Source organism: Streptomonospora salina (assembly GCF_014204715.1).
Lineage (GTDB): Bacteria > Actinomycetota > Actinomycetes > Streptosporangiales > Streptosporangiaceae > Streptomonospora > Streptomonospora salina.
In genome coordinates this window covers 1,755,173-1,778,013 of sequence record NZ_JACHLY010000001.1, presented here as the reverse complement: position 1 = coordinate 1,778,013, position 22,841 = coordinate 1,755,173, and the positions used below count along the sequence as shown (strand labels likewise).

Here is a 22,841-nt window from a genome sequence, read left to right as displayed (position 1 = left end):
GGGCGTCCCCAAGCACTTGACGGGCAGGTGCACGGCACGGTTCACTCGTACGGACCGACCAGTTGGTATCCAAGGAGTCTGCGGAGGCGGCCAGTGAAAGCATTGCGGGTGCACGAGACCGGTGAGCCCACCGACGTCCTGCGGCTGGAGGAAGTCGAGGACCCGCGTCCGGGACCCGGCCAGGTGCTGGTGAAGGTCCGCGCCGCCGCGGTCAACTTCCCCGACGCACTGCTGTGCCGCGGCATGTACCAGGTCAAGCCGCCGCTTCCCTTCACCCCCGGTGTCGAGCTGTGCGGCGACGTCGCCGAGCTGGGCGAGGGCGTCACCGGCGTCGGCGCCGGAACCCGCGTCCTCGGCAGCGCCGACCTGCCCGCCGGCGCCTTCGCCGACTACGCGCTGATGAGCGCCGACGCCGTCTTCCCGGCGCCCGACGCCCTCACCGACGACGAGGCGTCGTCGCTGTTCATCGGATACCAGACCGGCTGGTTCGCCCTGCACCGCCGCGCCCGCCTGCGCGAAGGCGAGACCGTGCTGGTGCACGCCGCCGCCGGCGGTGTCGGCAGCGCAGCCGTGCAGCTCGCCAAGGCCGCGGGCGCCCGCGTCGTCGGAGTCGTCGGCGGCCCGGAGAAGGCCAAGACCGCGGCCGCCCTGGGCGCCGACGTGGTCGTCGACCGCCGCAGCGAGGACTTCGTCGCCGTGGTCAAGGAGCTCACCGACGGTCGCGGCGCCGACGTCGTCTTCGACCCGGTCGGCGGCGACTCCTACCAGCGCTCCACCAAGTGCATCGCGTTCGAGGGCCGCATCGTCGTCATCGGCTTCGCCAGTGGCGACATCCCCGCCCCCGGGCTCAACCACGCCCTGATCAAGAACTACTCGATCCTCGGCCTGCACTGGGGCCTCTACCGCCAGCGCGCGCCCGAGACCATCCCCGATGCCCACGAGCGCCTCAGCGAACTCGCCGACCGCGGCCTGGTCAAGCCGCTGGTCAGCGAACGCCTCGGGGCCGCGGAGCTGGCCGAGGGCGTGCAGCGCCTGGCCGACGGCGACACCGTCGGCCGCGTCGTATTCGCCCCCTGACCCGCCCCCGCGCGTTCCGCACCCGAGAGCGCGGTGCGGTGCGCGCCTGCGACGGGCGCCGGCCGGCCCCGGCGGCACCGGCCCCCGCCCGGCCCCTGCCGACGCGCCGCCCTGCCAGACAAGGAGTCCCCGCATGGCCGAACCGTTCTCCATCCCCGGGACGACCGCGGTCGTCACCGGAGCCGCCGGCGGCATCGGGCTGGCGCTCGCCCGGCGGCTGCTGCGCGAAGGGGCGGCACGGGTGGTGATCACCGACCTCGACTCCGATCGCATCGCCGCGGCGGCCGGGGAACTGGGCGAGCGCGCCCACGGAATGGCCTTCGACGCCGCCGACGAGGCCGCTGTCGCCGACGCCGTCTCCCGCATCGAGCGGGAGTACGGCGCCATCGACCTGTGGTGCTCCAACGCCGGGGTCGCGACCGGGGACGGGCTGGGCGACGACGCCTCGTGGGAGCTGTCCTGGCGCGTGCACGTGATGGCGCACGTCTACGCCGCTCGCGCGCTGGTGCCCCGCATGGCCGAGCGCGGCACCGGCCACATCCTCGTGACCGCATCGGCCGCCGGCCTGCTCACCCAACTGGACTCGGCGCCCTACTCGGCCACCAAGCACAGCGCCGTCGCGCTGGCCGAGTGGCTGGCCATCCGGCACGCCGACGAGGGCGTCTCCGTCTCGTGCCTGTGCCCCCAGGGCGTCGACACCGACATGACCGCCGGCGACGGCGGCACCTCGGCCACGCGGCTGGGCGGCGCGTACATCGCCCCTGAGGACGTCGCCGAGTCCGTCGTCACCGCACTGCACGCCGGCCGGTTCCTCGTGCTGCCGCACCCCGAGGCGGCCGACTACGAGCGGCGCCGCGCCACGGACCGCGACCGCTGGATCGAGGGCATGCGCCGCGCCTGGGCGGCGATCCGCCCGCGTGCCGCCGGGGCCGACTGAGAGAGGCGAGCATGGACTTCACCTACGACGAGACCACCCGCGAGTACCTGGAGCGCCTGCGCGCGTTCATGGACGAGCACGTCATCCCCGCCGAGCCGGTCTACGCCGAGCAGGCCGCCGAGCGCAGCGACCCCTGGTCGGCCCCGCCGGTCATCAAGGACCTGCAGGCCCGGGCGCGTGAACGCGGCCTGTGGAACCTCTTCCTGCCGTCCGGTTCCCACGGCGCCGGGCTGACCAACCTGCAGTACGCGCCGCTGGCCGAGATGACCGGGCGTTCGCCCGGACTCGCGCCCAGCGCCCTCAACTGCGCCGCCCCCGATACCGGCAACATGGAGATCCTGTCCATGTTCGGCACCGAGGAGCAGCGCAAGCGGTGGTTGGAGCCGCTGCTCAACGCCGAGATCCGGTCGGCGTTCTGCATGACCGAGCCCGACGTGGCCTCGTCCGACGCTTCCAACATCCGGTTGCGCATCGCCGCCGACGGCGACGACTACCTGCTCGACGGACGCAAATGGTGGACGTCGGGTGCGCTCAGCCCCGACTGCGAACTGCTGATCGTCATGGGTGTGACCGACCCCGACGCCGATCCCTATCGCAGGCAGAGCATGGTGCTGGTGCCCAAGGACACCCCGGGTGTCGAGGTCGGGCGCGGGCTGCCCGTCTTCGGCTACACCGACAGCACCAAAGGCGGCCACGCAGAGGTCTCCTTCACCGGCGTGCGCGTGCCCAAGAGCAACATCCTGCTCGGCGAGGGCGAGGGCTTCCGCATCGCGCAGGAGCGGCTGGGGCCCGGACGCATCCACCACTGCATGCGCTCCATCGGCGTCGCCGAGCGCGCGCTGGAGCTCATGTGCTCCCGCGCCGCCGAGCGGGTCGCCTTCGGCAAGCCGCTGGCCGAGCAGGGCGTGGTGCGCGAGTCGATCGCGCGGGCGCGGGTGCGCATCGAACAGGCCCGGCTGCTGGTCCTCAAGACCGCGTGGCTGATGGACACCGTCGGGAACAAGGGCGCGCGCACCGAGATCTCGGCGATCAAGGCCGAGGTGCCGCGGATGGTGCAGGACGTGCTCGACGACGCGATCCAAGTGCACGGCGGCGCGGGCGTCTCCGACGACGTCCCGCTCGCCCAGCTGTGGGCCGCCAACCGCACGCTGCGGTTGGCCGACGGTCCCGACGAGGTGCACTTCCGCTCCATCGCGCGCCGCGAGCTGAAGCCGTACCTGGCCCGCAGCGCGGGATAGGGCCGCGCTGCGCCTTCTTCTGCGATCGTGCGGGGCCGGCCGCCGCGGCTGACCGGCCCCGCACCCCGCGGGCGGCCGGCCCCGCCAGTGCGGAGGCCGCGAGCCGAAATCCCCGTCAAACCCGGTAATACTTCGGTGAAGTCGCTTCCGGAGCGCGCCGTCGCCGATACGTTCGGTGGCGCGGGGGCGGTCCGTCCGCCGGTCCGGGGCCTGTGCCGGATCCGGGCCGCCGATCCGCGGACGCCGGCAGAGCGACGGAAGGGGAATGCGGCGTGGGGAGCTCCAGCGCGATCAGGCTGCACCTGGCCGCGGGTGCGACCGCGGTGCTCGCGGCCTCGGGATGCGGCGCGGACCTGTCCGAGGGCGGCGTCAGTGACACACCCGACCTTCCGGGCGAGGACGCTTCGAGCGAGGTCGCGGCCACGCTCGGCGTCGCCGGCGACACCGCGGCCGGCAGTGTGGTCACCGACTCCGACGGCTACACGCTCTACACCTACACCGGCGACGGCTCCGATCCGTCCTATTCCGCCTGCACAGGCGGGTGCGCCGAGCAGTGGCCGCCGGCGCTCGCGGACGGGCGGCTCTCCACCGACGGCGTCGACGAGGATCTGGCGGGCCGGATGGAGCGCACCGGGGGCGGCACCCAGGTCACGCTGTCGGGCAAGCCGCTGTACCGGTTCTCCGGCGACGTCGACCCGGGCGACGTCAACGGCCAGGGCGTCGACGGCACCTGGTTCGCGGTGCGGCCGTCGGGCGAGCGGGCCGAGGACCTGCCGTACGGCGCCGAAGACGGCACCGGTGGCCCGCGCGGCGATTAGGCGGGGAGGTTCCTCCCGCTTCCCGCTGCGGCCCGGCCCGTATCCCGAGGCGCTGCGCCGACCGGACGCGGCCGGCCGGCACCGCTGTGCCACTTCGATGTGATGCGAATCATGCCGCCCTCCGGTCGGGCGGTCCGGGCGGCCCGGACGGAGGCCGTCCGCGCGGCGAGGGGCCGCTGTCGACCGGCCGGCCGCGGTCGGCGCGACTGCGGCGCCTCCGCATGCCGGCATCGTTCTTTTGCTGTTCTGACCTGCGGAAACCATGAAGTTTCGCCGACGGTTCGCGTCGCCGGGCGTCCGTTCGGCGTCGGCGCGCGGGTGGCCGCGGGGGTGCGTCGGCGCCTCCGCGCGGCCCGGTCGGCGCGCGGCGGCGCGACCGCCGTGGTCGGGCCGCCGCGGCGCGGCGCGGTGCCGCCGGATTCGGGGATGGGCAGGGGAATCGCGACTCAATAGACCATTGGTCTAAACCAGCTGTCTAGGCCAACTAGCCTGATCGGCGCGGGGTCGACGATGATGCGGACCTGACGTTGACGAAGGAGCCGCTGTGTCGCAACAAGTGACGGGCCGGGATGTGGCCCCCACGGACCACGAGGAACTTACCGATTGGGTTCGCGAGGTAGCGGACCTGACACGGCCGGACGAGGTCGTGTGGTGCGACGGTTCGGAGGCCGAGTGGGAGCTACTCACCGGTCTATTGGTCGAGAAGGGCACGTTCGTCCGCCTCAACCCGGAACTGAGGCCCAACAGCTTCTACTGCCGGTCGGACCCCGGCGACGTCGCGCGGGTCGAGGACCGCACGTTCATCTGCTCCGAGCGTGAGCAGGACGCCGGTCCCACCAACAACTGGGTCGACCCCGCCGAGATGCGGGCGACGTTCGCCGACGTCTACGACGGCTGCATGCGCGGCCGCACCATGTACGTCGTCCCGTTCTGCATGGGCCCGCTGGGCGGCGACATCTCCCAGTTGGGCGTGGAGATCACCGACTCGCCCTACGTCGTCGTCTCCATGCGGATCATGGCGCGCATGGGCGAGCCGGCCCTGCGGCTGATCGAGGAGCGCGGCTCGTTCGTGAAGGCCGTGCACTCCGTCGGCGCCCCGCTGGAGCCGGGCCGGCCGGACGTCCCCTGGCCCTGCAACAGCACCAAGTACATCTCGCACTTCCCGGAGACGCGCGAGATCTGGTCGTTCGGATCCGGCTACGGCGGCAACGCGCTGCTGGGCAAGAAGTGCTACGCGCTGCGCATCGCCTCGGTGATGGCACGCGACGAGGGCTGGCTCGCCGAGCACATGCTGATCCTCAAGGTCACCCCGCCGCAGGGGGAGGCCCGCTACATCGCGGCCGCCTTCCCCAGCGCCTGCGGAAAGACCAACCTCGCGATGCTCGCGCCGACGCTGCCCGGCTGGAAGGTCGAGACGGTCGGCGACGACATCGCCTGGATGCGCTACGACGACGAAGGCCGGCTGCGGGCCATCAACCCCGAGGCCGGGTTCTTCGGCGTCGCGCCGGGCACCGGGGACTCCACCAACCGCAACGCCGTCGAGGCGCTGTGGGGCAACAGCATCTTCACCAACGTCGCCCTCACCGACGACGGCGACGTGTGGTGGGAAGGGCTCACCGACGAGCCTCCGGCCCACCTGATCGACTGGAAGGGCCGCGACTGGACGCCGGACTCCGACGAGCCCGCCGCCCACCCCAACGCGCGGTTCACCACGCCGGCCGGCCAGGCGCCGACGATCGCTCCGGAGTGGGAGGACCCCGCCGGCGTCCCGATCTCGGCGATCCTGTTCGGCGGGCGCCGGGCCACCGCGGTGCCGCTGGCCAACGAGTCCTTCGACTGGCAGCACGGCGTGTTCCTGGGCGCCAACGTCGCCTCGGAGAAGACGGCGGCGGCCGAGGGCACGGTCGGCGAGCTGCGCCGCGACCCCTTCGCCATGCTGCCGTTCTGCGGCTACAACATGGGCGACTACTTCGGCCACTGGCTGGAGACGGGCCGGGCGACCGACCCGGAGAAGCTGCCGCGGATCTTCTACGTCAACTGGTTCCGCAAGGACGCCGACGGCCGCATCGTCTGGCCGGGCTTCAGCGAGAACGGCCGGGTGCTGAAGTGGATCGTCGAGCGCCTCGACGGCACGGCACAGGCGCGGCGCACCCCGATCGGCAACGTCCCCACGCCCGAGTCGCTGGACACGAGCGGACTCGACATCTCGCGCGCGGACCTGGAGTTCCTGCTCTCGGTCGACTCCGAAACCTGGCGCGAGGAAGCCTCGCTGATCCCGGAGTTCTTCAAGACCTTCGGCGATCAGCTGCCCGGCGAGCTGTGGGACGAGTACAACGCGCTGCTCAACCGGCTGGGCTGAGCCCGCCGCCGGGTCCGCCCGCCCCGCGTGGCGACAGGGCGGACGGGCCCGGCGGCGCCGCTGACAGGGCCCCCGCGCCGCGCCGCCGCACGGCGGGCGCACCAGGGGTGGGGCCGTGCCGGCGGTACCGACGGATCGCGGTGCAGCGGAGCGCCCGGTCCGCCACGCTGACGGCCGGCGAGGGCCGGAGGGAGGCCGCCCCCTCCGCGCCCTCGCCGGCCGTCGTACTGCGCACCGCCCGAGGTGACAAGTGGGCTTGACATTCCATCGGACGCCACGGGCAGCCATCTGGACGAGCGCGACCGGGCGCTGACCACGGGCGCGTTCGCCGTCCTCGGCGCCGTCGCCCTGCCGCCCAGCACGGTCGCCGCCTACGCGTCGCTGCTGTTCGACGCCGACGCGCAGGGGTTCGTCACTACGCAGTTCCTCGTGCTGATCCTGCTGTACCCGGCAGCGGTGGCCTACCTGGCCCGGCGCGGGTAGTGCCGCCGCCCCTGGAGACGCTGCGGGCGGTGCGGCGGGTGCGCCGCGGCCCGTTCGTCGGCGCCGCGGTCTAGGCTCGCCGCGACGAGCCGCTGCCGATCCGCTGCGGCGGCCGACCGAGGAAGGGCGGTGCACGGTGGCCGAACTGGTCTATTCGATGATCGCGTCGGTGGACGGCTACATCGCCGACGCCGAGGGCCGCTTCGATTGGGCGGTGCCCGACGCGGAGGTGATGGCCTTCGTCAACGACCAGGAGCGCCCGGTCGGCACGCATCTCTACGGCCGCCGGATGTATGAGATGATGGTCGGCTGGGAGACCGACCCGTCGCTGGCCGAGCAGTCGTCCCGCATGCGCGACTTCGCGGGCATCTGGCAGCGCGCCGACAAGATCGTGTACTCGACCACGCTCGACGGCCCTTCCACCGCCAGGACCCGCCTCCAGCGGCGCTTCGACCCCGACGGGATCCGCCGCCTCAAAGCCGAGGCCGGCAGCGACATCTCCGTCTCCGGGCCCCGACTCGCCGCCCACGCTTTCCAAGCGGGGCTGGTCGACCGGTGCTGCCTGTACCTCGTCCCGGCGGTGGTCGGCGGCGGCGCCCGCGCCCTGCCCGACGGGCTCCGCCTCGATCTGGCACTGCGGGACGAGCGCCGCTTCGCCAACGGAACCGTGTACCTGGACTACACCGTCGACACCCCGTGATCGGGCGCCGGGGTTCCTCGAAAACAGGGGCCGGGTCCCCGGCGAGGGCCGGCGGCGCGAGCGGGTCCGCTTCGAGCGGCGCCGCATCAGCACACCACCGCCGCGACGCGGGAACGTCGGGGCCGCCCCGTCCGCGCTCGGGTCGCGGACGGCGGTGCTCACCCGCTCCGCTACCGGGGCGGTTCCTGGAAGTCCTCGTCCTCCAGTTCGACGCGTTCCTTGCGCCGCTCGCCGCGGACCGGCTGCCGCTCGGTGACTTCGTGCTTGCGGACACGGACCCGCTCGACGGGAACGGACTCCTTCGAGATCGTGGCGTGCTCCTCGTACAGAACGATCTCCTGGTCGTCGGCCTCCATCCGGGTGTCGCCGTGTCCGGAGCCCTCCACGGGCTCGCGTTCTACGGTGATCTCCTCGCGGGTCAGGTGCACGGTCTCCTGGAACTCCTCGGTTTCGACGTGCTTGCGCAGGCGGACGCGGCCGGACTCCGCGCGCTCGGTGCTGACGCGGACCAGCTCCTCGAAGCGCGTCATCACGGCCGCCTCCGCGCCGGAGCCCGTCTCGCTCTCCGCGCCCGCAGCGGCTTCGGCGCCGGCCGCCGTGTCGGCGGCGGTCCCGGAACCGGATTCGGCCGTGTCGGCGGCGGCGTCCGGCGCCGATCCGGGCATGTCCGTTCCGGCGGCGCCGGCGGCACGTGCTTCGTCGGTGCCGGTTCCGGCGTCCGGGCGCATTCCGGTCTCCGCCTCGGCGGTGTCCGCGGCCGCCGCGCCCGTCCCGGTCTCCGCCTCCATCGTGCCCGCGCCCGTGCCAGAGGCCGAGCGGCGGCCGTCTTCCGTCTCGCCTGCGGGCATCTCCTCAGAGCTTCCGCGCTGTCCGGGGACGCCGGAGCGCGCCCGCTCGTAGTGCTCGAAGATCCGCCTCTCCTCGTCGGCCGAGATGTGCTGGCCGGCGTCGAAGTGCGGCGCGTCCTTGACGGTCTGGCGGTCGTAGGGGACCTGGATGTCGTCTTCGACCTGGTCGGCCTCCTGAAGCGGCACGAAGCTCTCCCGGGTGCCGAAGAGGCCGGTCCGGACCGTCACCCACTTCGCGACATCGGTTTCGTCGTCGTAGTAGACCTCGCCGATCTTCCCGACGCTGCTGCCCTGGTTGTCCAGGACGCGGTGGCCGATCAGCCGCCCCGCGCCCAGTTGTGTCGCCATCGCGAATCCCTCCCGAATCGCTGCGGCTTCGGTGGCGCTCGGCGAAGGTGCACCCGAAGCGTCATAGTGATAGTTACCGCCATAACAAGGCGCAATACGGGCGTTAAGCAATCAAAGCCGACATTAAAGATGCTGTTTACACGTCCCCGGGCAGCCTCTCCGGCCGCTACCGGGGTCGTCGCACGACCGCCGCCGTCGAGGACCGCCCGCCGGCGGCCACGAGCGAGGGCCGCGTGGGCCCCGGACACGAGCGGGCCGGCCCCGCCGCTGCGGGGCCGGCCCTGAGAGTGCGGTTCCGCCGTCCCGGACTACCCCGTGGTCAGGGAGAATCCGCTCAGCCGCAGGTCCCCGGTGAAGACCAGGTAGACGTCGCGGTGCCGGCCGCCGGTCCGCTTCAGCTCGGTCGTCGTCTCGGTGTACGCGTACACGCCGCCGGTGGCGGGCACCTCGGCGGTGCCGAGCAGGCGCCCCTCGGGCGAGCCGACGCGGACCTCCAGGCCCGCCGCACCGTCCTGGGACCGGGCCGTCCGGGCGGTGAACGACGACAGACCGCGCAGATCGGAGTCGTCGAAGGCGATCCAGTCGCCCTCCGCCCCCTCGACGGCGTCGCCCTGTGCCTTGGTCTCGTCGACCAGCTCGGCGCCCGGCGAGTACCGGTCGAAGTCGGCAGCGCGGATGTCGTCGGACAGGTCGCGGGGCGGGATGCGCTCCCCGTCGACCTTGATGCGGGCCGTGCGCCGGATGTCTGCGGACGAGGACCCGACCAGCACGTCGTGCTTCGCCCGCTCCACGACCATCGATCCGCTCGTGACGTCCCAGAACGCCAGATCGGCCGCGTCGATCTCCAACTCCACCGCGGCGGTCTCACCGGCCTCGACGTGCACCCGCTCGAAGTCGCGCAGCTCCTTGGCCGGCTGCTGCACCCGCGAACGCTTCTGGCTGGTGTAGAGCTGCACCACCTCGTCGCCGCCGCGCTCTCCGGTGTTGGTCACCGGCACCCGTACCGTCACCGTGCCGTCCGCGCCGATCCGCTTGCGGTCCAGCTCGGGCTTGCCGTACTCGAAATCGGTGTAGGACAGCCCGTGCCCGAACGCGTACAGCGGATCGCCCTCGAAGTACTGGTACGTGTGCCCCGAGTCGATGACGTCGTAGTCGTTCATGGCCGGGAGGTCCTCGGCCGACCGGTACCAGGTCTGCGGCAGCCGGCCCGCCGGGTTGGCGTCGCCGTAGAGCACCGACGCCAACGCGTTCCCGGTCTCCTGGCCGGCGTGGGAGGTCCACAGCAGCGCCGGGGCGTTCTCCTGCGCCCAGGGCATCGCCTGCGGGTAGCTGGACTCCAGCACCACCACGGTGTTCGGGTTGGCCTCGGTGACCGCCCGGACCAGCTCCCGCTGCGCCTTCGGCAGCGCGATGTCCTCGCGGTCGTCGGTCTCGCGGGCGTTGATGAAGGGCATGTTGCCCACGACGACCACCGCCGCGTCCGCGCCGGAAGCCTCCTCGACGGCCTGGTCGGCGCCGTCGGCCAGCGTCTCCTTCTCGAAGCGGGCGGCCTGGTCGCGGGTGTCGGCGTCGACGGTCAGCGCGCCGTCCGCGCCGACCGAAACGTACTTCTGGTTCCACTCGTCGTAGCCGTCGTACTTCAGCACCACCTGGCCGTCGCCGACCTCCTCGAAGCGGAACAGCTGCTGGACGAACCACCCGTTGGGCTGCTCCTGGTCGTTGAACAGGCGGTTGCCTTCGCCCAGGCCCACGGTCTTGCCGTTGGCCTCGGTGCGCAGAGTCACCACGCCTTCGCCCCACTCGAAGACGCTGATGCCCTGGGCGTCGGCGCTTTCGCCGGAGTCCTGCACACGCAGCGCCCCGCCGTCCGCGGCGGAGGAAGCCGTGATCGCGCCGCCCTCGGGCGTGGTCAGGCGGATGCGGTCCGCGCCCTCGGCCGCGGTGACCGAACCGTCCCCGCCGAGCCGGTCGGCGATCCCGCCCGCCGGGGTGGCCTCGTAGGGCATCGTGCCGCTGTACCAGTCCTCGTAGAGGGTGTCGGCGAGCGGGCCCACCACCGCCACGTCGCCGTCCTGCTCGGCGTCCAGGGGCAGCGCGCCGTCGTTCTTCAGCAGCGTCATCTGCTCGGTGGCGGCCTCCCGCGCGAGCTCGCGGTGCTCGGGGGTGTCGATGGCCTCCGGCCCGATGCCGGAGTAGGGGTTGCGCGCGTCCGGGGCGAACTCGCCCAGCCGGAACCGGATCGACAGGCTGCGGCCCACCGCCGCATCGACGTGGTCCTCGGTGATCAGCCCCTGCTCCAAGGCCGAGGTGACGGCGTCGACGGTCAGCGAGGGGTCGGCGTCCTGGTCGGTGTAGCTGTCGATGCCCGCCTTGAGCATCGCGGCGTGCGACTGCGCGTGGTCGTCGTAGTAGTCCTGGCTGCCGGCCACGTTGGACGGACCGTAGGCGTCGCTGACGATCATGGTCTCGTCCTCGGACCAGGACCGCACGTCCTCCAGCAGCGGCGACACGTGGGCGGGCCGCCCGTTGAGCTTGTTGTAGGCGGCCATCACCCCGGTGGCGTTGCCCGACTCGATGGCCGGCCGGAACGCCGGATAGACGTATTCGTGCAGCGCACGCGGCGGAACGGTGACCGAGACCCGATCGCGCCGCTCCTCGATGTTGTAGCCGGCGAAGTGCTTCACGGTCGGGGCGGTTTTCAGGTAGAAGTCGTCGTCGCCGCTGAGGCCGCCGGTGTAGGCGTCGGTCATCGCGCCGACGAGGGCGGGATCCTCGGAGTAGCCCTCCTCGTTGCGCCCCCAGCGGGGGTCGCGCAGCGGGTCGGCCACCGGAGCCCACACGTTGAGCCCGTGCGCGGCGGGGTCCTGGGCGTGGAAGCCCCGCATCTCGGTGCCGGTGGCGCCGCCGACGCGCTCCACCAGCCCGGTGTCCCAGGTGGCGCCCAGACCCACCGACTGGGGGAACACGGTCGCCTCGCCCAGCCAGGCGACGCCGTGCAGCGCCTCCGAACCGGTGCGGAAGGCACCGATGTCCAGCCGGGGGATCGCCGGCTGGTACTGGTGCAGCATCGCGATCTTCTCGTCGCGGGTCAGCCGCCCCAGCAGGTCGGCGACCCGCTCGTCGACGGACAGGTCGGGGTCGCGGAACGGGAGGTCCTCGGCCGACGCGGGGGCGGCGGCCGTTCCCGCGGCGAGGACGGCCGCCAGGGCGAGCGCCGCGGTACGCCGCAGCGCACCGCGGAGTCCCGCGGCGGCGCGCGCCGCCGGGGCGCGCGGGGGAGGGGAGTCACCGGTCGGGGGCGGTGGTTGGGGGATGCTCCGGTTCACGGTCCTACCTCGCTTCGTGTCGGTCGTGTATCGCTCTTCTTCTCGGATTCGGGCGGTCGGGTTCGGTCTCGGCGGGATCGCGTCCCGCGGGTGGTGCGCGCGGCCGCCGGCGGAAGGCGGCGGCCGCGGCGGAGGGCCGGTCAGCCGGCCACGGGCACCGATGCGCCCTCGCGCACCAGTACCGGAGCGCGCTCCAGCGGGGCCGCGAGCCGCACCGGCGCTCCCCCGGGGAGCACGTCGCCGGTGTAGGGGTTCTGCCAGCGGACCCCCTCCGGCAGGTACACGTCGCGCTCGCGCGCCCCGTACTCGGTCACCGGGGCGACCAGCACGTCGGGACCGAACATGAACGCGTCGTCGACGCCCCACGCGCGGGCGTCGCCCGGGAAGTCCACGAACAGCGGGCGCATCGGCGGCAGGCCGCGCTCGTGGGCGGCGCGCATCTGCTCCATGACGTAGGGGCGCAGCCGCTCGCGCAGCAGCAGCAGTTCGCGCAGACGGCCGTAGGCCTCCTCGCCGTAGGACCACACCTCGTTGGGTCCGCCCGACATCTGCGGGTGCAGGTCGTCGACGAAGGGCTCGCGGAACCCGTGCAGACGCAGGAGCGGGCAGAACACCCCGTACTGGAACCAGCGCACCAGCAGCTCGCGGTACTCCGGGGACTCCTGGTCGCCGCCGTGGAAACCGCCGACATCGGTGGTCCACCACGGGATTCCCGACATCGCCACGTTCAGTCCCGCGCGGATCTGCGTGCGCAGCGACGCGAACGTCGCGGCGATGTCGCCCGACCACAGGGCGGCGCCGTAGCGCTGGCTTCCCGCCCACGCCGAGCGGCACAGTGTCACGACCTCGGACTCCCCCGCCGCGCGCATGCCCTCGTAGAACCCGCGCGCGTGCTCGGCCGGGTAGATGTTGGCCACCTCGGCGCCCGGGCCGGCGTGGTAGTGCAGGTTGTGCTGGTGGCCGGGTTTGATCTCGGGTTCGCCGGCGTCCAGCCACCACACGCGCACGCCCAGGTCGTGGTAGTTGCGCCGGACCGCGTCCCACACGAACGCGCGGGCATGCGGGTTGGTGGCGTCGTAGAAGGACACCTGCACTTTGCCTTCGACGCCCTTGTCGGCCCAGTCGGCGTGGACCGGCGGCCCCTGCTCGGTGGCCACCAGCAGGCCGCGCCGCAGCATCTCGGAGAAGTTCTCCGACAGCGGGCTGACCGAGGGCCACACGGACACCATCAGCTCGGTGCCCATCTCCCGCAGCTCGCGCACCATCCCCGCGGGGTCGGGCCACTCCGCCGGGTCGAACTTCCAGTCGCCCAGGTGGGTCCAGTGGAAGAAGTCGGCGACGATCACCGACAGGGGCAGCCCGCGCCGCTTGTGCTCGCGCGCCACCTCCATCAGCTCGTCCTGGGTCTTGTAGCGCAACCGCGACTGCCAGAACCCCGACGCCCACTCCGGCAGCATCGGCGCGCGGCCGGTGGCTTCGGCGTAGTTGGCCATGGTCGCGGCCGGGTCGGCGCCGGCGGTGACCCAGTAGTCGATCTGGCGGGCGCTGTCGGACACCCAGCGGGTGCCGTTGCCCGCCAGCTCCACCCGGCCCACAGCGGGGCTGTTCCACAGCATCCCGTAGCCCCGCGAGGAGACCAGGAACGGGACGGAGACCTCGGCGTTGCGCTGCACGAGGTCGAGCACCGCGCCCTTCTGGTCGAGCAGGCCGTGGGTGTGCTGGCCCAGGCCGAACAGCCGCTCGCCTTCGTAGGCGGCGAAGCGCTGCTCGATGCGGTAGTAGCCGTTGCCGGTGGAGGTGTAGGCGCGCGGGCCGGGCCACCAGAAGTGCGCGCGCTGCTCGGCCAGCAGCTCCTCCCGGGAGGAGCTGCGCAGGAACCGCAGCATTCCGTCGTCGCCGAGTTCGGCGGTGATCGCGCCGTTGGCCAGCCGGGCGGCTCCGCCCTCGATGCGGATCTCGGCCCCGGTTCCGGGGCGCTCGCCCAGGGCGCCGGGGATGTCGGAGCGGAGCCGGTGGAGCCCGGCCCGCACGCGGACGCTGTCGGTTCCCCAGGGGTCGACGCGCACGACCTGGTGGCCGCCGTGCCATTCGATGCCGCCGTCGATTTCGTGCAGCACGCGTTGTCCTTTCCTTTTATCGCCGGTGGCCGGTTGCAGCCGGTGGGCGGGACGCCCGGCTCCCGTCGCGGCGGGGCGGGGTCAGTCTTTGAGCGCGCCGCCGGTGACTCCGGCGGCGACGTAGCGCTGGGCGACGACGAGCAGGATGGCGGCGGGTATGGAAGCGATCACGCCGGTCGCCATGACGCTGTTCCAGTCGGCGGTGTGGGCGCCGATGAAGCGGTAGATGCCGACCGTGACCGGCATGACCGCTTCGTCGGAGTTCAGTGTCACCGCGAACAAGAAGTCCGCCCAGGCGAACAGGAACGCGAACAGCGCCGCGGTGATCATCGCGTTGCGGCTGACCGGCATGACGACCGACCACAGCACACGTGTGTGGCCGGCGCCGTCGACCATGGCCGCCTCGCCCAGTTCGGCGGGGATGGTGACCATGAACGCCCGCAGAATCAGCACCGCGAACGGCACGGCGATGGTCGAATCGGCCAGGATCAGCGCCGCATACGTGCTCAGCAGCCCGGTCTGGTTCATCACCGCATACAGCGAGTTGGCCATCACGATCCCGGGCACCATCTGCACCAGCAGCAGCGCGAACATGACGACCCCCGCGCCGCGCACCCGCAACCGGCTGAGCGCGTAGGACGCCGGCACCGACAGTGCGAGGGTCAGCGCCACCGTGCCCGCGGCCACGACGACGCTGTTGAGCAGCGGCCGCCCCTGGCTCTGCAGCGCGCTGCGGTAGCCGTCCAGGGTCCCGTCGACCGGGAACCAGCGCGGCGGGGTCTGCAGCAGGCCGGTGGCCGGTTGCAGCGAGGCGTTGACCATCCAGTACAGCGGGAACAGCAGTACTCCGACGACGGCCACCGCGACCACCGTGGTCAACGCGGTACGCACCCTTCTGTGCACGGCCACGGCTACCTCCTCTTCCGCGCGGTCGCCGGTGCGGACGAGCGCAGCCCCCGCAGGTAGACCACGGAGAACAGCAGCGCGACGACGATCAGCAGGTTGCCGACGGCCGCGCCGAGCCCGAAGTCCAGCTCGCCGAAGGACAGCGAGTACGACCAGGTCGTCAGGGTCTGGGTGGCGTTGGCCGGCCCGCCCTGGGTGAGCACCATGATCACGTCGAACACCTTCAGCGTGTAGACGAGTCCGAGCATCAGCACCACCGCGCTCACCGGGCGCAGCAGCGGCCAGGTGACGTGCCGGAACCGCTGCCAGGGGCCTGCGCCGTCCAGGGACGCGGCCTCGTACAGGTGGGCGGGGATGCTCTGCAGACCGCCGTAGAGGATGACCATGTTGAAGGGGATGCCGACCCAGATGTTGGCGACGGTCACCGACGGCAGCGCGATCGCCGTGCTCGACAGCCAGGGCACGGCGGAGTCGATCACCCCGAGCCCCAGCAGGGTCTGGTTGAGGATCCCGTACTGCTGGTCGAAGATCCATCGCCACACCGTTCCCGAGACCACCAGCGGCAGCAGCCACGGGATCAGCAGCAGCGAACGCAGGATCCCGTTCAGCGGGAAGTGCCGCTGGAAGAACACGGCCAGCGCCAGCCCGATGCCGAACTGGAACAGCAGCGAGGCCGCGGTGAACACCGCGGTGTTGGCCACCGCCGTGGTGAAGACCGGGTCGCCCATCACGGCCGCGTAGTTCGCGAGCCCGACGAAGGGGGCTTCGCCGGTGTAGAACGACGCGGCGGTGTACTCCCGCAGGGACATGGCGACATTGGCCGCCAGGGGGTACCCGAAGAACAGGACCAGGAAGACGACGATGGGTGCGAGGAACCCGATACGGGCCGGCATCAGTTCTCCGGAACGGACTGCTGCGCCCGGCTCAGCGCCTCCTCGGCCGAGGCCGATCCGGCGAGGGCCTCCTGGACGGCGTCGGCGATCGCCGTGGACACGTCGGGGTAGTCCTCGCCGAGCTCGGCGGTGCGCGACCGGGCGCTGGGCACGGATTCAACGAACGGCGCCATCTGCGGGTCGTCTTCGGCGAGCTGTTCGGCCGCCTCCTCCTTGGCGGGCACGTACGCGTTCAGCTCGGCCCACTGGCGCATGTTGTCGTCGCTGAGCAGGCACTGCAGCACCTCGACGGCCTTCTCCTCGCGCTCGCCGCCGTTGCGCGCGACGGCCCAGACCTCGCCGCCCATGGGGGTGGCGGGGTCGGATCCGGCCTCGGGGACGGGCAGGGGGACCACGTCGTAGCCGACGTCCTCGTCGTCGAGTACCGGCAGTTGCCACGAGCCGTTGACCATCATGGCGGCGCGGTCGCCGAGGAACTGGTCGTTGACGTCGGCCTGGGACCAGTTGACGGCCGACTGGGCGACCGAGCCCTCCTCGACCAGGTCCGACCACAGCTCCAGGGCCTCGACCGCTTCAGGGGAGTCGAGTTCGGTCAGCGTGGCGCCGTTGCTCCACAGGAACGGCTCGAAGGTCCAGGTGCCCTCTTCGTGGCCGATGGCCGAGAACGCCAGGCCCTTGGTATCGCCCTCGGTGAGCTCGGCGGCGGCGTCGCGCAGCTCGTCCCAGGTCTGCGGGGGATCGACGCCGGCGTCGTCGAGCTTGGCGGTGTCGGTGAACAGGGCGAGCCCGTTCACGCCCGGGGCGATGCCGTAGAGGGTGTCCTCGTGCGTGCCGGCCTCCAGCACGCTGGGGTAGTAGCCGCCGGTGTCGAATCCGGCTTCGTCCAGCGGAAGCAGCGCCCCGGTGGCGGCGATCTGGGGCAGGTCGGGGTTGTCGACGAGCATCAGGTCGGGCAGGTCCTGCTGGGAGGCGCCCTGCAGTAGCCGCGGCATGAGCTGGTCGCGTGGCTGGGCGTCGCGCTCGATATCGACGCCGGCCTGCTCGCCGCACTCGTCGAGCATCGTGGCGGTGGTGCCGTTCTGCGGCTCGGCGAGGTTGTAGTCCATCGCCGTGAGCGAGGCGACCTCCTCGTCGCCGCCCGTGCCCGTGCAGGCGGTGGACAGGGTGAGCAGGCCGGCGGCGACCACGGCGGAGGATCCGCGCAGGCGGGGAGTGCGGGGGATGTGCGTTGACAGCATGGTGCGCTCCTTACGTTGTCGAAGCGCTTCGATTGCGCTGAGCGACGGGAACGGGAACGGGAATGGGAACGGGAGCGGTGCGGAAGCGGCAGGGGGTGGGGCCGGTGGTCCGCGCGGCCGGACGGGTGGTGCGGCCGGCGGCTCGGTGGTCGACTACAGGGGGATGGCCCGGTGCGACATGTGACGAGAGGTCGGGGGCGGTTCAGGACAGGGCGGGTCGGGCTGCGGCGCTCGCCCGCGGCACGAGGCGCGGCGGAAGCAGAGTCACTTCCGGGGGACCGAGGTCGTTCAACTTGTCCGTGAGCAGGGACACGGCGCGCCCGCCCACTTCTTCGGCGGGCAGGCTCACCGAGGTCAGCGGCGGCGAAGTATCGGTGGCGAGGTCGTCGGGCGCGATGGCCACGACCGACAGGTCGGCGGGCACCTCGCGGCCGAGGTCGCGCACGGCGTCCAGCAGCGGGGTGAGGGCCGGTTCGTTGTGCACCACCAGACCGGTGACGCCGGGGCGCTCGCGCAGCAGCGCGGTGACCGCCGAGGCGACCGCGGAGGGAGCGGCGTCGCAGGGCACGATGGTCGCGTCGACGGACCGCTCGTCGGCCTCGGCCTCGAACCCGGCGACGGTGCGCTCGGCGAAGCCGGTGCGCCGCTCGTAGACCGAGGGCGGCTGGCCGATCAGCGCGATCTCGCGGTGGCCCAGGTCGGCCAAGTGGGCCACGCAGGCGCGCCCGGCGGCTTCGAAGTCGAGGTCGATGCAGGTCAGCCCTTGGGTTTCGGCGGGTACGCCGATCAGTACCGAGGGGTGGGACAGTGAGCGCAGCGTCGGGATGCGTGCGTCGTCGACCTCGACGTCCATGACGATGATGCCGTCGACCATGGACGTTCCGGCGACGCGGCGCAGTCCGCTCTCGCCCTCGGCCTGGGTGAGCAGCAGGACGTCGTGTTCGCGGTCGCGCGCGCTGGTGACCACGGAGACGGCGAACTGCATGGCGACCGGCACGTGGATGCCCGGTCGCAGCGGGACGACCAGGGCGATCACGTTCGAGCGGTTGCTGGCCAGTGCGCGGGCCCCCGCGTGCGGCTGGTAGCCGAGTACGTCGATACTCTCCAGTACCCGTTCGCGGGTGGACGGCGAGATCGACCGCTTGCCGCTGAGCACGTAGGAGACCGTGCTGGGGGACACTCCGGCGTGCCGGGCGACGTCGGATATGCGCATCTCGGCCTCCTGTGTCGAACCGCTTCGACTTCGGTGGATGTTACGCGCATCACACCCGGGGGTGCAATGGGTGCGGTCCGCCGGGTGCCGCCTCGCCCGTCCACGGCCACCGGTCGGCCGCACTGCCGGTCCGAGTGGTTTCCGGGATCCGCGCGCCTGATTCGGCCGAGTTCGGGAATTCCCGGATTCTCGGCATATATTCTTCCGGCCTGGTGGCCAGGTGCGGGCGCGTACCCCTGTGCATGCCGGCGGCTTCTCGCCGGGTCCACAGCGGTACTCACACGGCGTCGACGACCGGAATCCGATGCCGCCCGGACGTCTGCCGAGGTACGGCGGTTCAGGCGCGCCGAAACGGGTTCCGTGCGTGTGCCCGATCGTCGGTGGCGGGGCTCTTCGCGGCTTTCGTGCAGAAGCGGGACGGCCGGGTTCCGCAGGGGTGGATGGTAAATCGTAAACGGTCGGGAACGATTCCTCGCCTCGAACCGCGAAAGCCGAGGCCGCTCGACTCCGGCTTGAAGAACCGCCCGAAATTCTCGATTCAGGATAGCCATGACACTCAGTCTCATCGTGGTCTTCGTCGCGCTCGCCCTGCTCCTGGTCGCCGGCATCGTGGTGGCGCGCAAGTTCGTCATCTCCACCGACGACTCCGACGGCCCGATCGGCACCGTCATCGCCCCCTGCGTGCTGTCCATCTACCTCATATCGCTGGCGATGGGCCTGGTCATCGGCTGGGAGAACAACCGCGGTGCCGAAGACGGCTCCGTGGCGGAGGCCGGCCACGCCACCGCCCTGTACTGGAACACCGCCTCGTTCCCCGACGAGGACGGGGCGCGGGTGCGCGCCGATGTGCGCGACTACGTCCGCGCGGTCGTCCGCGACGACTGGCCGTCGATGGTCGAGCGCCGCGAGCTCGACGACGGCGCCTCCGCCGCACTGGACCGCCTGCGCGTCAGCGTCGACCGAGTGCCCTCCGACGACCCCGCCACCGCGGTGGAGAGCCTGCAGACCCGGCAGAACGTCACCGATCTCGGGCAAGCGCGGGTGCAGCGCGCCGATGCGGCGGGCGACCACATCCCCCGCTTCGTCACATTGGCCACGGCGGTGAGCGGGCTCGCGGTGGTGGTGCTGCCGTTCGGCATGCAGCTGCGCGGTTCCCGGGCGCGGGTCTTCTGGGCGCTGGTGAACCTGGCCTTCGTGGCGGCGACGCTGATCGCGCTGCTCTTCCTGGACAACCCCTACTCCGGGGTGCTGGCGAGCGACCCCGAGGCGTTCCAGGACGCGTTGGAGGGCTTCGACCGCATCGACGCCGCCATCGCGGGCGGCTGAGCGTCCGCGCCGCGACGCAGCGGCTCCGGCCCGGCGGTGGGACGGATGCCGGAGCCGCTTGCGCGTGCCGGTGGGCGCTTAGCGGCGAGCGCCCGCGGATCCGACGGCCGCCGCGACGGCGATCAGCACGACGACCACCATGACCTGCATCGGCTGGAATCCGTCGGGGCCGCTGCGCTCCGGGCTTCCGGGCAGCGGGGCCACGGCGAACTGCGCGTCCGCGGGCGGCTGCGTCCGGGACGCGGACGGGGACGGAGACGAGGCCGGGGCCGGCGGTTCGGGCCGCTGCAGCAGTCCGGCCGCGGCCGGGGGCACCGGAGCCGGCTCCGGTGCAACGGGCGGGGCCGCCTCGGCCGATGGGGGCGGCGCTGCCGGCGCGGGTTCCGGTTCGGGCGGCGGTACGGGGCCGGGCTCCGCCTCCGGCGGTACGGGCGGGGCCGGAGGGGCGGGGCACTCGGGTGGGATCGGCGGCTGCGGCGGCTCGGGCGAGTGCGGTGTTTCGGGTGGCTGCGGCGGGTCCGGGGAGTCCGGTGCGTCCGGGGGCTGCGGCGCTTCCGGCGCTTCCGGCGCTTCCGGTGCGTCGGACGGGTGCGGCGGAGCGGGAAGTTCGGGAGCCTGCGAGGACTCGGGCGGATCGGGCGGGTGCGGAGTGTCGGAGGGGGCCTGTCCGGCCGGGGACTCGGGCGGGTCGTAGGGCCGGGGTGCTTCCGGCTGCTCCGGCGGACCGGAAGGCGCCGCGGTCCCCGCCGATACTGCGGCGCCGACCGCCACCTCGGCCAGTGGACCGGCGTAGGACAGTTCGCCGCAGAACGCGGACTGGGCGGCGAACGCGGCCAACACGCACACGCGCAGCCGCGCGCGGCGCAGACCGCCGGTGCAGGCGCGTCCTCGGGCCATGGGCGTCGGAACTCCTCGTACAGGCGGCGTCGGCTGGACGCTGTTCCTTATAGCACGGACCCGCCCGGACCCGGTGCGATCCGCGCGGCGCACAGCCGCGGCCCCCGTCCGCTGCGTCGCGAATCGCTCGGCCGCGTCAGCGGTTCGCAGCGGACCGAAACAGTGTGACGTCGGGCGTTTTCGTTGTGTTTCCGGTTTCTCGCCGGTGCCCGGACCGATTCTCCAGCAGCGAACGGCCGTGAATCCGGAGCCCGCCCCGGACCGCCGAACGCCCCACCAGGAGGCCAGGTCGATCGGGCGAACCGTGCGCCGCGGCGATGTTGCCCGCCGGGCGGTGCGGGTAGCACGCGGGCATGAGCGCAACCGAACCTTCGACTCCGCCGACCGGTACTTCCCGCGTCGCCGTCCTGGGCACCGGGATCATGGGCGCGCCCATGGCACGCAACATCGCGGCCGCCGGCACTCCGGTGCGGGTGTGGAACCGCACCGCCGCCAAGGCGCGGCCGCTGGCCGATGCGGGATGCACCGTCGCCGCCACTCCGGACGAAGCCGTCGCCGACGCCGACATCGTCGTCACCATGCTCACCGACGGCGACGCGGTCGAGTCGGTGATGGCCGGTCTCACCCCGCCCCGGGGCGCGGTCTGGGCGCAGACCACGACCGTGGGCGCGGCCGCCGCCGAGCGCCTGGCCGGGCGCGCCGCCGACCTCGGGATGGAGTTCGTCGACGCCCCTGTGCTGGGCACCCGCGCGCCCGCGGAGCAGGGCGCCCTGATCGTCCTGGCGGCAGGCCCCGCCCCGGCCCGCCGGCGCCTGGATCCGGTGTTCGACGCGATCGGGTCCCGCACGGTGGGCATGGAGCGGCCCGGGGACGCGAGCCGGCTGAAGCTGGTCGCCAACAGCTGGGTGCTGGCGCTGTCGTCGGCCACGGGCGAGGCCGTGGCGCTCGCCGAAGGCCTGGGCGTGGACCCGCGCACCTTCCTGGACCTGGTCTCGGGCGGACCGCTGGACAGCGGCTACCTGCACGCCAAGGCCGGTGCCATCCTCGGCGGCGACTACACGCCCAGCTTCACCGTGGCCAACGCCTACAAGGACGCCCGCCTGGTCCGCGAGGCGGGCGAAGCGGCGGGTGTGCGCTTGGACCTGGCCGCCGCGAGCGAGGAGCGCATGCGCCGCGCAGCCGAGTCCGGCCACGGCGACGAGGACATGGCCGCCGGGTACTACGCGAGCTTCCCGGAGCGCTAGTAGGCGCAGGACCTGCTCGCCGACCCCGACCCGGCCGAGCGCGCCGGTGGTGTCCCCGAGGACACATCCGGGCGTCATGCCACGGGTCAAACGCGGGTAAAACACGCCCATGGACACACACACGTCGGGCATGCGTATTCGATGCACCAGGTTCGCGGCCTGCGTCGCGATGACGGCAGTGGCGGCGGGCGGGTGGAGCGCGGCGGCGCACGCCGCTGCGGCTCCCGCTGCCGCGCCGCCGGCGGTCCCGGCCCAGGAGGGTCGGCAGCCGCTGCTCAGCCTGGGCGACTCCGGTCCCGCGGTGCGCGAGACCGAGGAGCGCCTCACGGCACTGGGGTACTGGCTCGGACCCGCCGACGGCGAGTTCGACGTCCGTACCAGCCAGGCCGTGTTCGCCGTGCAGAAGGCGGCGGGCATCGCGCGCGACGGGGTGGTCGGCCCCGACACGCGCGCGGCGCTGGAGGAGGGGCCGGTGCCCGAGGCGAGCAGCTCCTGGGGCGAGGTACTGGAGGTCGATCTGGACCGCCAGTTGCTGCTGGTGGTCCGCGACGGCGAGGTGCGGCATGTCCTGAACACCTCCACCGGTTCTGGGGAGACCTACACCTCCGAGGGCGAGACCAAGGTCGCGGTCACCCCCACCGGCGAGTACGGCGTCTTCCGCCGCGTCGACGCCTGGGACGAGGGGCCGCTGGGCTCGCTGTACCGGCCCGCGTACTTCAACGGCGGTATCGCCGTGCACGGCTACCGTTCGGTGCCGCCCGCCCCGGCCTCGCACGGCTGCGTACGGGTGAGCGTTTCCGCCATGGACTGGCTGTGGGCCAACGGCCACGTCGACAACGGCACACCGGTCGTCGTTCGCTGACCCGGGCCGCG

18 protein-coding genes are annotated in these 22,841 nt (G+C 72.6%); 10 read left to right on the top strand and 8 right to left on the bottom strand.

All coding sequences use genetic code 11. The annotated features are described in order from the left end of the window. Positions 1-93: 93 nt before the first annotated feature. From HNR25_RS07905 to HNR25_RS07875, 7 genes are all read left to right on the top strand, one after another. The gene (locus HNR25_RS07905) at positions 94-1,077 is read left to right on the top strand and encodes an NADPH:quinone oxidoreductase family protein (RefSeq protein ID WP_184634034.1); all 984 of its coding nucleotides are present in this window, start codon (positions 94-96) and stop codon (positions 1,075-1,077) included. A gap of 133 nt (positions 1,078-1,210) precedes the next feature. Further along, complete coding sequence (locus HNR25_RS07900) at positions 1,211-2,014, top strand: SDR family oxidoreductase (protein ID WP_184634033.1); 804 nt, start codon at positions 1,211-1,213, stop codon at positions 2,012-2,014. Between the two features lie 11 nt (positions 2,015-2,025). Next, positions 2,026-3,252 (top strand): acyl-CoA dehydrogenase family protein, encoded by a 1,227-nt coding sequence (locus HNR25_RS07895; RefSeq protein WP_184634032.1) that lies wholly within the window; start codon positions 2,026-2,028, stop codon positions 3,250-3,252. Between the two features lie 272 nt (positions 3,253-3,524). After that, the gene (locus HNR25_RS07890) at positions 3,525-4,070 is read left to right on the top strand and encodes a COG4315 family predicted lipoprotein (RefSeq protein WP_184634031.1); all 546 of its coding nucleotides are present in this window, start codon (positions 3,525-3,527) and stop codon (positions 4,068-4,070) included. A gap of 544 nt (positions 4,071-4,614) precedes the next feature. Then, positions 4,615-6,429 (top strand): phosphoenolpyruvate carboxykinase (GTP), encoded by a 1,815-nt coding sequence (locus HNR25_RS07885; RefSeq protein ID WP_184634030.1) that lies wholly within the window; start codon positions 4,615-4,617, stop codon positions 6,427-6,429. A gap of 243 nt (positions 6,430-6,672) precedes the next feature. Beyond that, positions 6,673-6,912 (top strand): hypothetical protein, encoded by a 240-nt coding sequence (locus HNR25_RS07880; protein ID WP_184634029.1) that lies wholly within the window; start codon positions 6,673-6,675, stop codon positions 6,910-6,912. A 136-nt stretch (positions 6,913-7,048) separates the two neighbouring features. Then, positions 7,049-7,612, top strand: a complete 564-nt coding sequence (locus HNR25_RS07875) for a dihydrofolate reductase family protein (protein WP_184634028.1) — start codon at positions 7,049-7,051, stop codon at positions 7,610-7,612. Between the two features lie 170 nt (positions 7,613-7,782). On the opposite strand, the gene HNR25_RS07870 is transcribed toward HNR25_RS07875, so the two are convergent. From HNR25_RS07870 to HNR25_RS07840, 7 genes are all read right to left on the bottom strand, one after another. Further along, positions 7,783-8,808 (bottom strand): PRC and DUF2382 domain-containing protein, encoded by a 1,026-nt coding sequence (locus HNR25_RS07870; protein ID WP_184634027.1) that lies wholly within the window; start codon positions 8,806-8,808, stop codon positions 7,783-7,785. Between the two features lie 308 nt (positions 8,809-9,116). After that, on the bottom strand, positions 9,117-12,134 hold the full coding sequence (locus HNR25_RS07865; RefSeq protein WP_312862408.1) for a glycoside hydrolase family 3 C-terminal domain-containing protein: 3,018 nt from the start codon (positions 12,132-12,134) through the stop codon (positions 9,117-9,119). A gap of 140 nt (positions 12,135-12,274) precedes the next feature. Beyond that, positions 12,275-14,251: a glycoside hydrolase family 31 protein gene (locus HNR25_RS07860; RefSeq protein WP_184634026.1), complete on the bottom strand. Its 1,977-nt coding sequence runs from the start codon at positions 14,249-14,251 to the stop codon at positions 12,275-12,277. A gap of 81 nt (positions 14,252-14,332) precedes the next feature. Continuing rightward, complete coding sequence (locus tag HNR25_RS07855; protein ID WP_312862407.1) at positions 14,333-15,160, bottom strand: carbohydrate ABC transporter permease; 828 nt, start codon at positions 15,158-15,160, stop codon at positions 14,333-14,335. A 2-nt stretch (positions 15,161-15,162) separates the two neighbouring features. Next, a complete protein-coding gene (locus tag HNR25_RS07850) occupies positions 15,163-16,050 on the bottom strand; it encodes a carbohydrate ABC transporter permease (RefSeq protein WP_184634025.1) in 888 nt (295 codons plus the stop codon). Then, on the bottom strand, positions 16,050-17,288 hold the full coding sequence (locus tag HNR25_RS07845) for a sugar ABC transporter substrate-binding protein (RefSeq protein WP_184634024.1): 1,239 nt from the start codon (positions 17,286-17,288) through the stop codon (positions 16,050-16,052). The genes HNR25_RS07850 and HNR25_RS07845 overlap by 1 nt, the downstream gene beginning before the upstream one ends. Positions 17,289-17,490: 202 nt before the next feature. Then, positions 17,491-18,501, bottom strand: coding sequence for a LacI family DNA-binding transcriptional regulator (locus tag HNR25_RS07840; protein WP_184634023.1), 1,011 nt, complete (start codon positions 18,499-18,501; stop codon positions 17,491-17,493). A gap of 549 nt (positions 18,502-19,050) precedes the next feature. Between HNR25_RS07840 and HNR25_RS07835 the strand changes: the two genes are divergently transcribed. Next, positions 19,051-19,827: a bestrophin-like domain gene (locus HNR25_RS07835; protein WP_184634022.1), complete on the top strand. Its 777-nt coding sequence runs from the start codon at positions 19,051-19,053 to the stop codon at positions 19,825-19,827. Between the two features lie 78 nt (positions 19,828-19,905). Here HNR25_RS07835 and HNR25_RS07830 read toward each other — a convergent pair whose 3' ends face one another. Further along, a complete protein-coding gene (locus HNR25_RS07830; protein WP_184634021.1) occupies positions 19,906-20,724 on the bottom strand; it encodes a hypothetical protein in 819 nt (272 codons plus the stop codon). A 353-nt stretch (positions 20,725-21,077) separates the two neighbouring features. On the opposite strand from HNR25_RS07830, the gene HNR25_RS07825 reads away from it, so the two are divergent. Together HNR25_RS07825 and HNR25_RS07820 are read left to right on the top strand one after the other, a co-directional pair. Beyond that, on the top strand, positions 21,078-21,968 hold the full coding sequence (locus HNR25_RS07825; protein ID WP_184634020.1) for an NAD(P)-dependent oxidoreductase: 891 nt from the start codon (positions 21,078-21,080) through the stop codon (positions 21,966-21,968). A 109-nt stretch (positions 21,969-22,077) separates the two neighbouring features. After that, the gene (locus HNR25_RS07820; protein ID WP_246463538.1) at positions 22,078-22,830 is read left to right on the top strand and encodes a L,D-transpeptidase family protein; all 753 of its coding nucleotides are present in this window, start codon (positions 22,078-22,080) and stop codon (positions 22,828-22,830) included. Positions 22,831-22,841 lie beyond the last annotated feature (11 nt).

What these genes read in the sequence shown, in the direction of transcription:
- HNR25_RS07900 (WP_184634033.1), top strand. Translation starts at nt 1,211, where the DNA reads ATGGCCGAACCGTTCTCCATCCCCGGGACGACCGCGGTCGTCACCGGA.
- HNR25_RS07895 (WP_184634032.1), top strand. Translation starts at nt 2,026, where the DNA reads ATGGACTTCACCTACGACGAGACCACCCGCGAGTACCTGGAGCGCCTG.
- HNR25_RS07870 (WP_184634027.1), bottom strand. Translation starts at nt 8,808, where the DNA reads ATGGCGACACAACTGGGCGCGGGGCGGCTGATCGGCCACCGCGTCCTG.
- HNR25_RS07850 (WP_184634025.1), bottom strand. Translation starts at nt 16,050, where the DNA reads ATGCCGGCCCGTATCGGGTTCCTCGCACCCATCGTCGTCTTCCTGGTC.
- HNR25_RS07845 (WP_184634024.1), bottom strand. Translation starts at nt 17,288, where the DNA reads ATGCTGTCAACGCACATCCCCCGCACTCCCCGCCTGCGCGGATCCTCC.
- HNR25_RS07840 (WP_184634023.1), bottom strand. Translation starts at nt 18,501, where the DNA reads ATGCGCATATCCGACGTCGCCCGGCACGCCGGAGTGTCCCCCAGCACG.
- HNR25_RS07835 (WP_184634022.1), top strand. Translation starts at nt 19,051, where the DNA reads ATGACACTCAGTCTCATCGTGGTCTTCGTCGCGCTCGCCCTGCTCCTG.
- HNR25_RS07830 (WP_184634021.1), bottom strand. Translation starts at nt 20,724, where the DNA reads ATGGCCCGAGGACGCGCCTGCACCGGCGGTCTGCGCCGCGCGCGGCTG.
- HNR25_RS07825 (WP_184634020.1), top strand. Translation starts at nt 21,078, where the DNA reads ATGAGCGCAACCGAACCTTCGACTCCGCCGACCGGTACTTCCCGCGTC.
- HNR25_RS07820 (WP_246463538.1), top strand. Translation starts at nt 22,078, where the DNA reads ATGGACACACACACGTCGGGCATGCGTATTCGATGCACCAGGTTCGCG.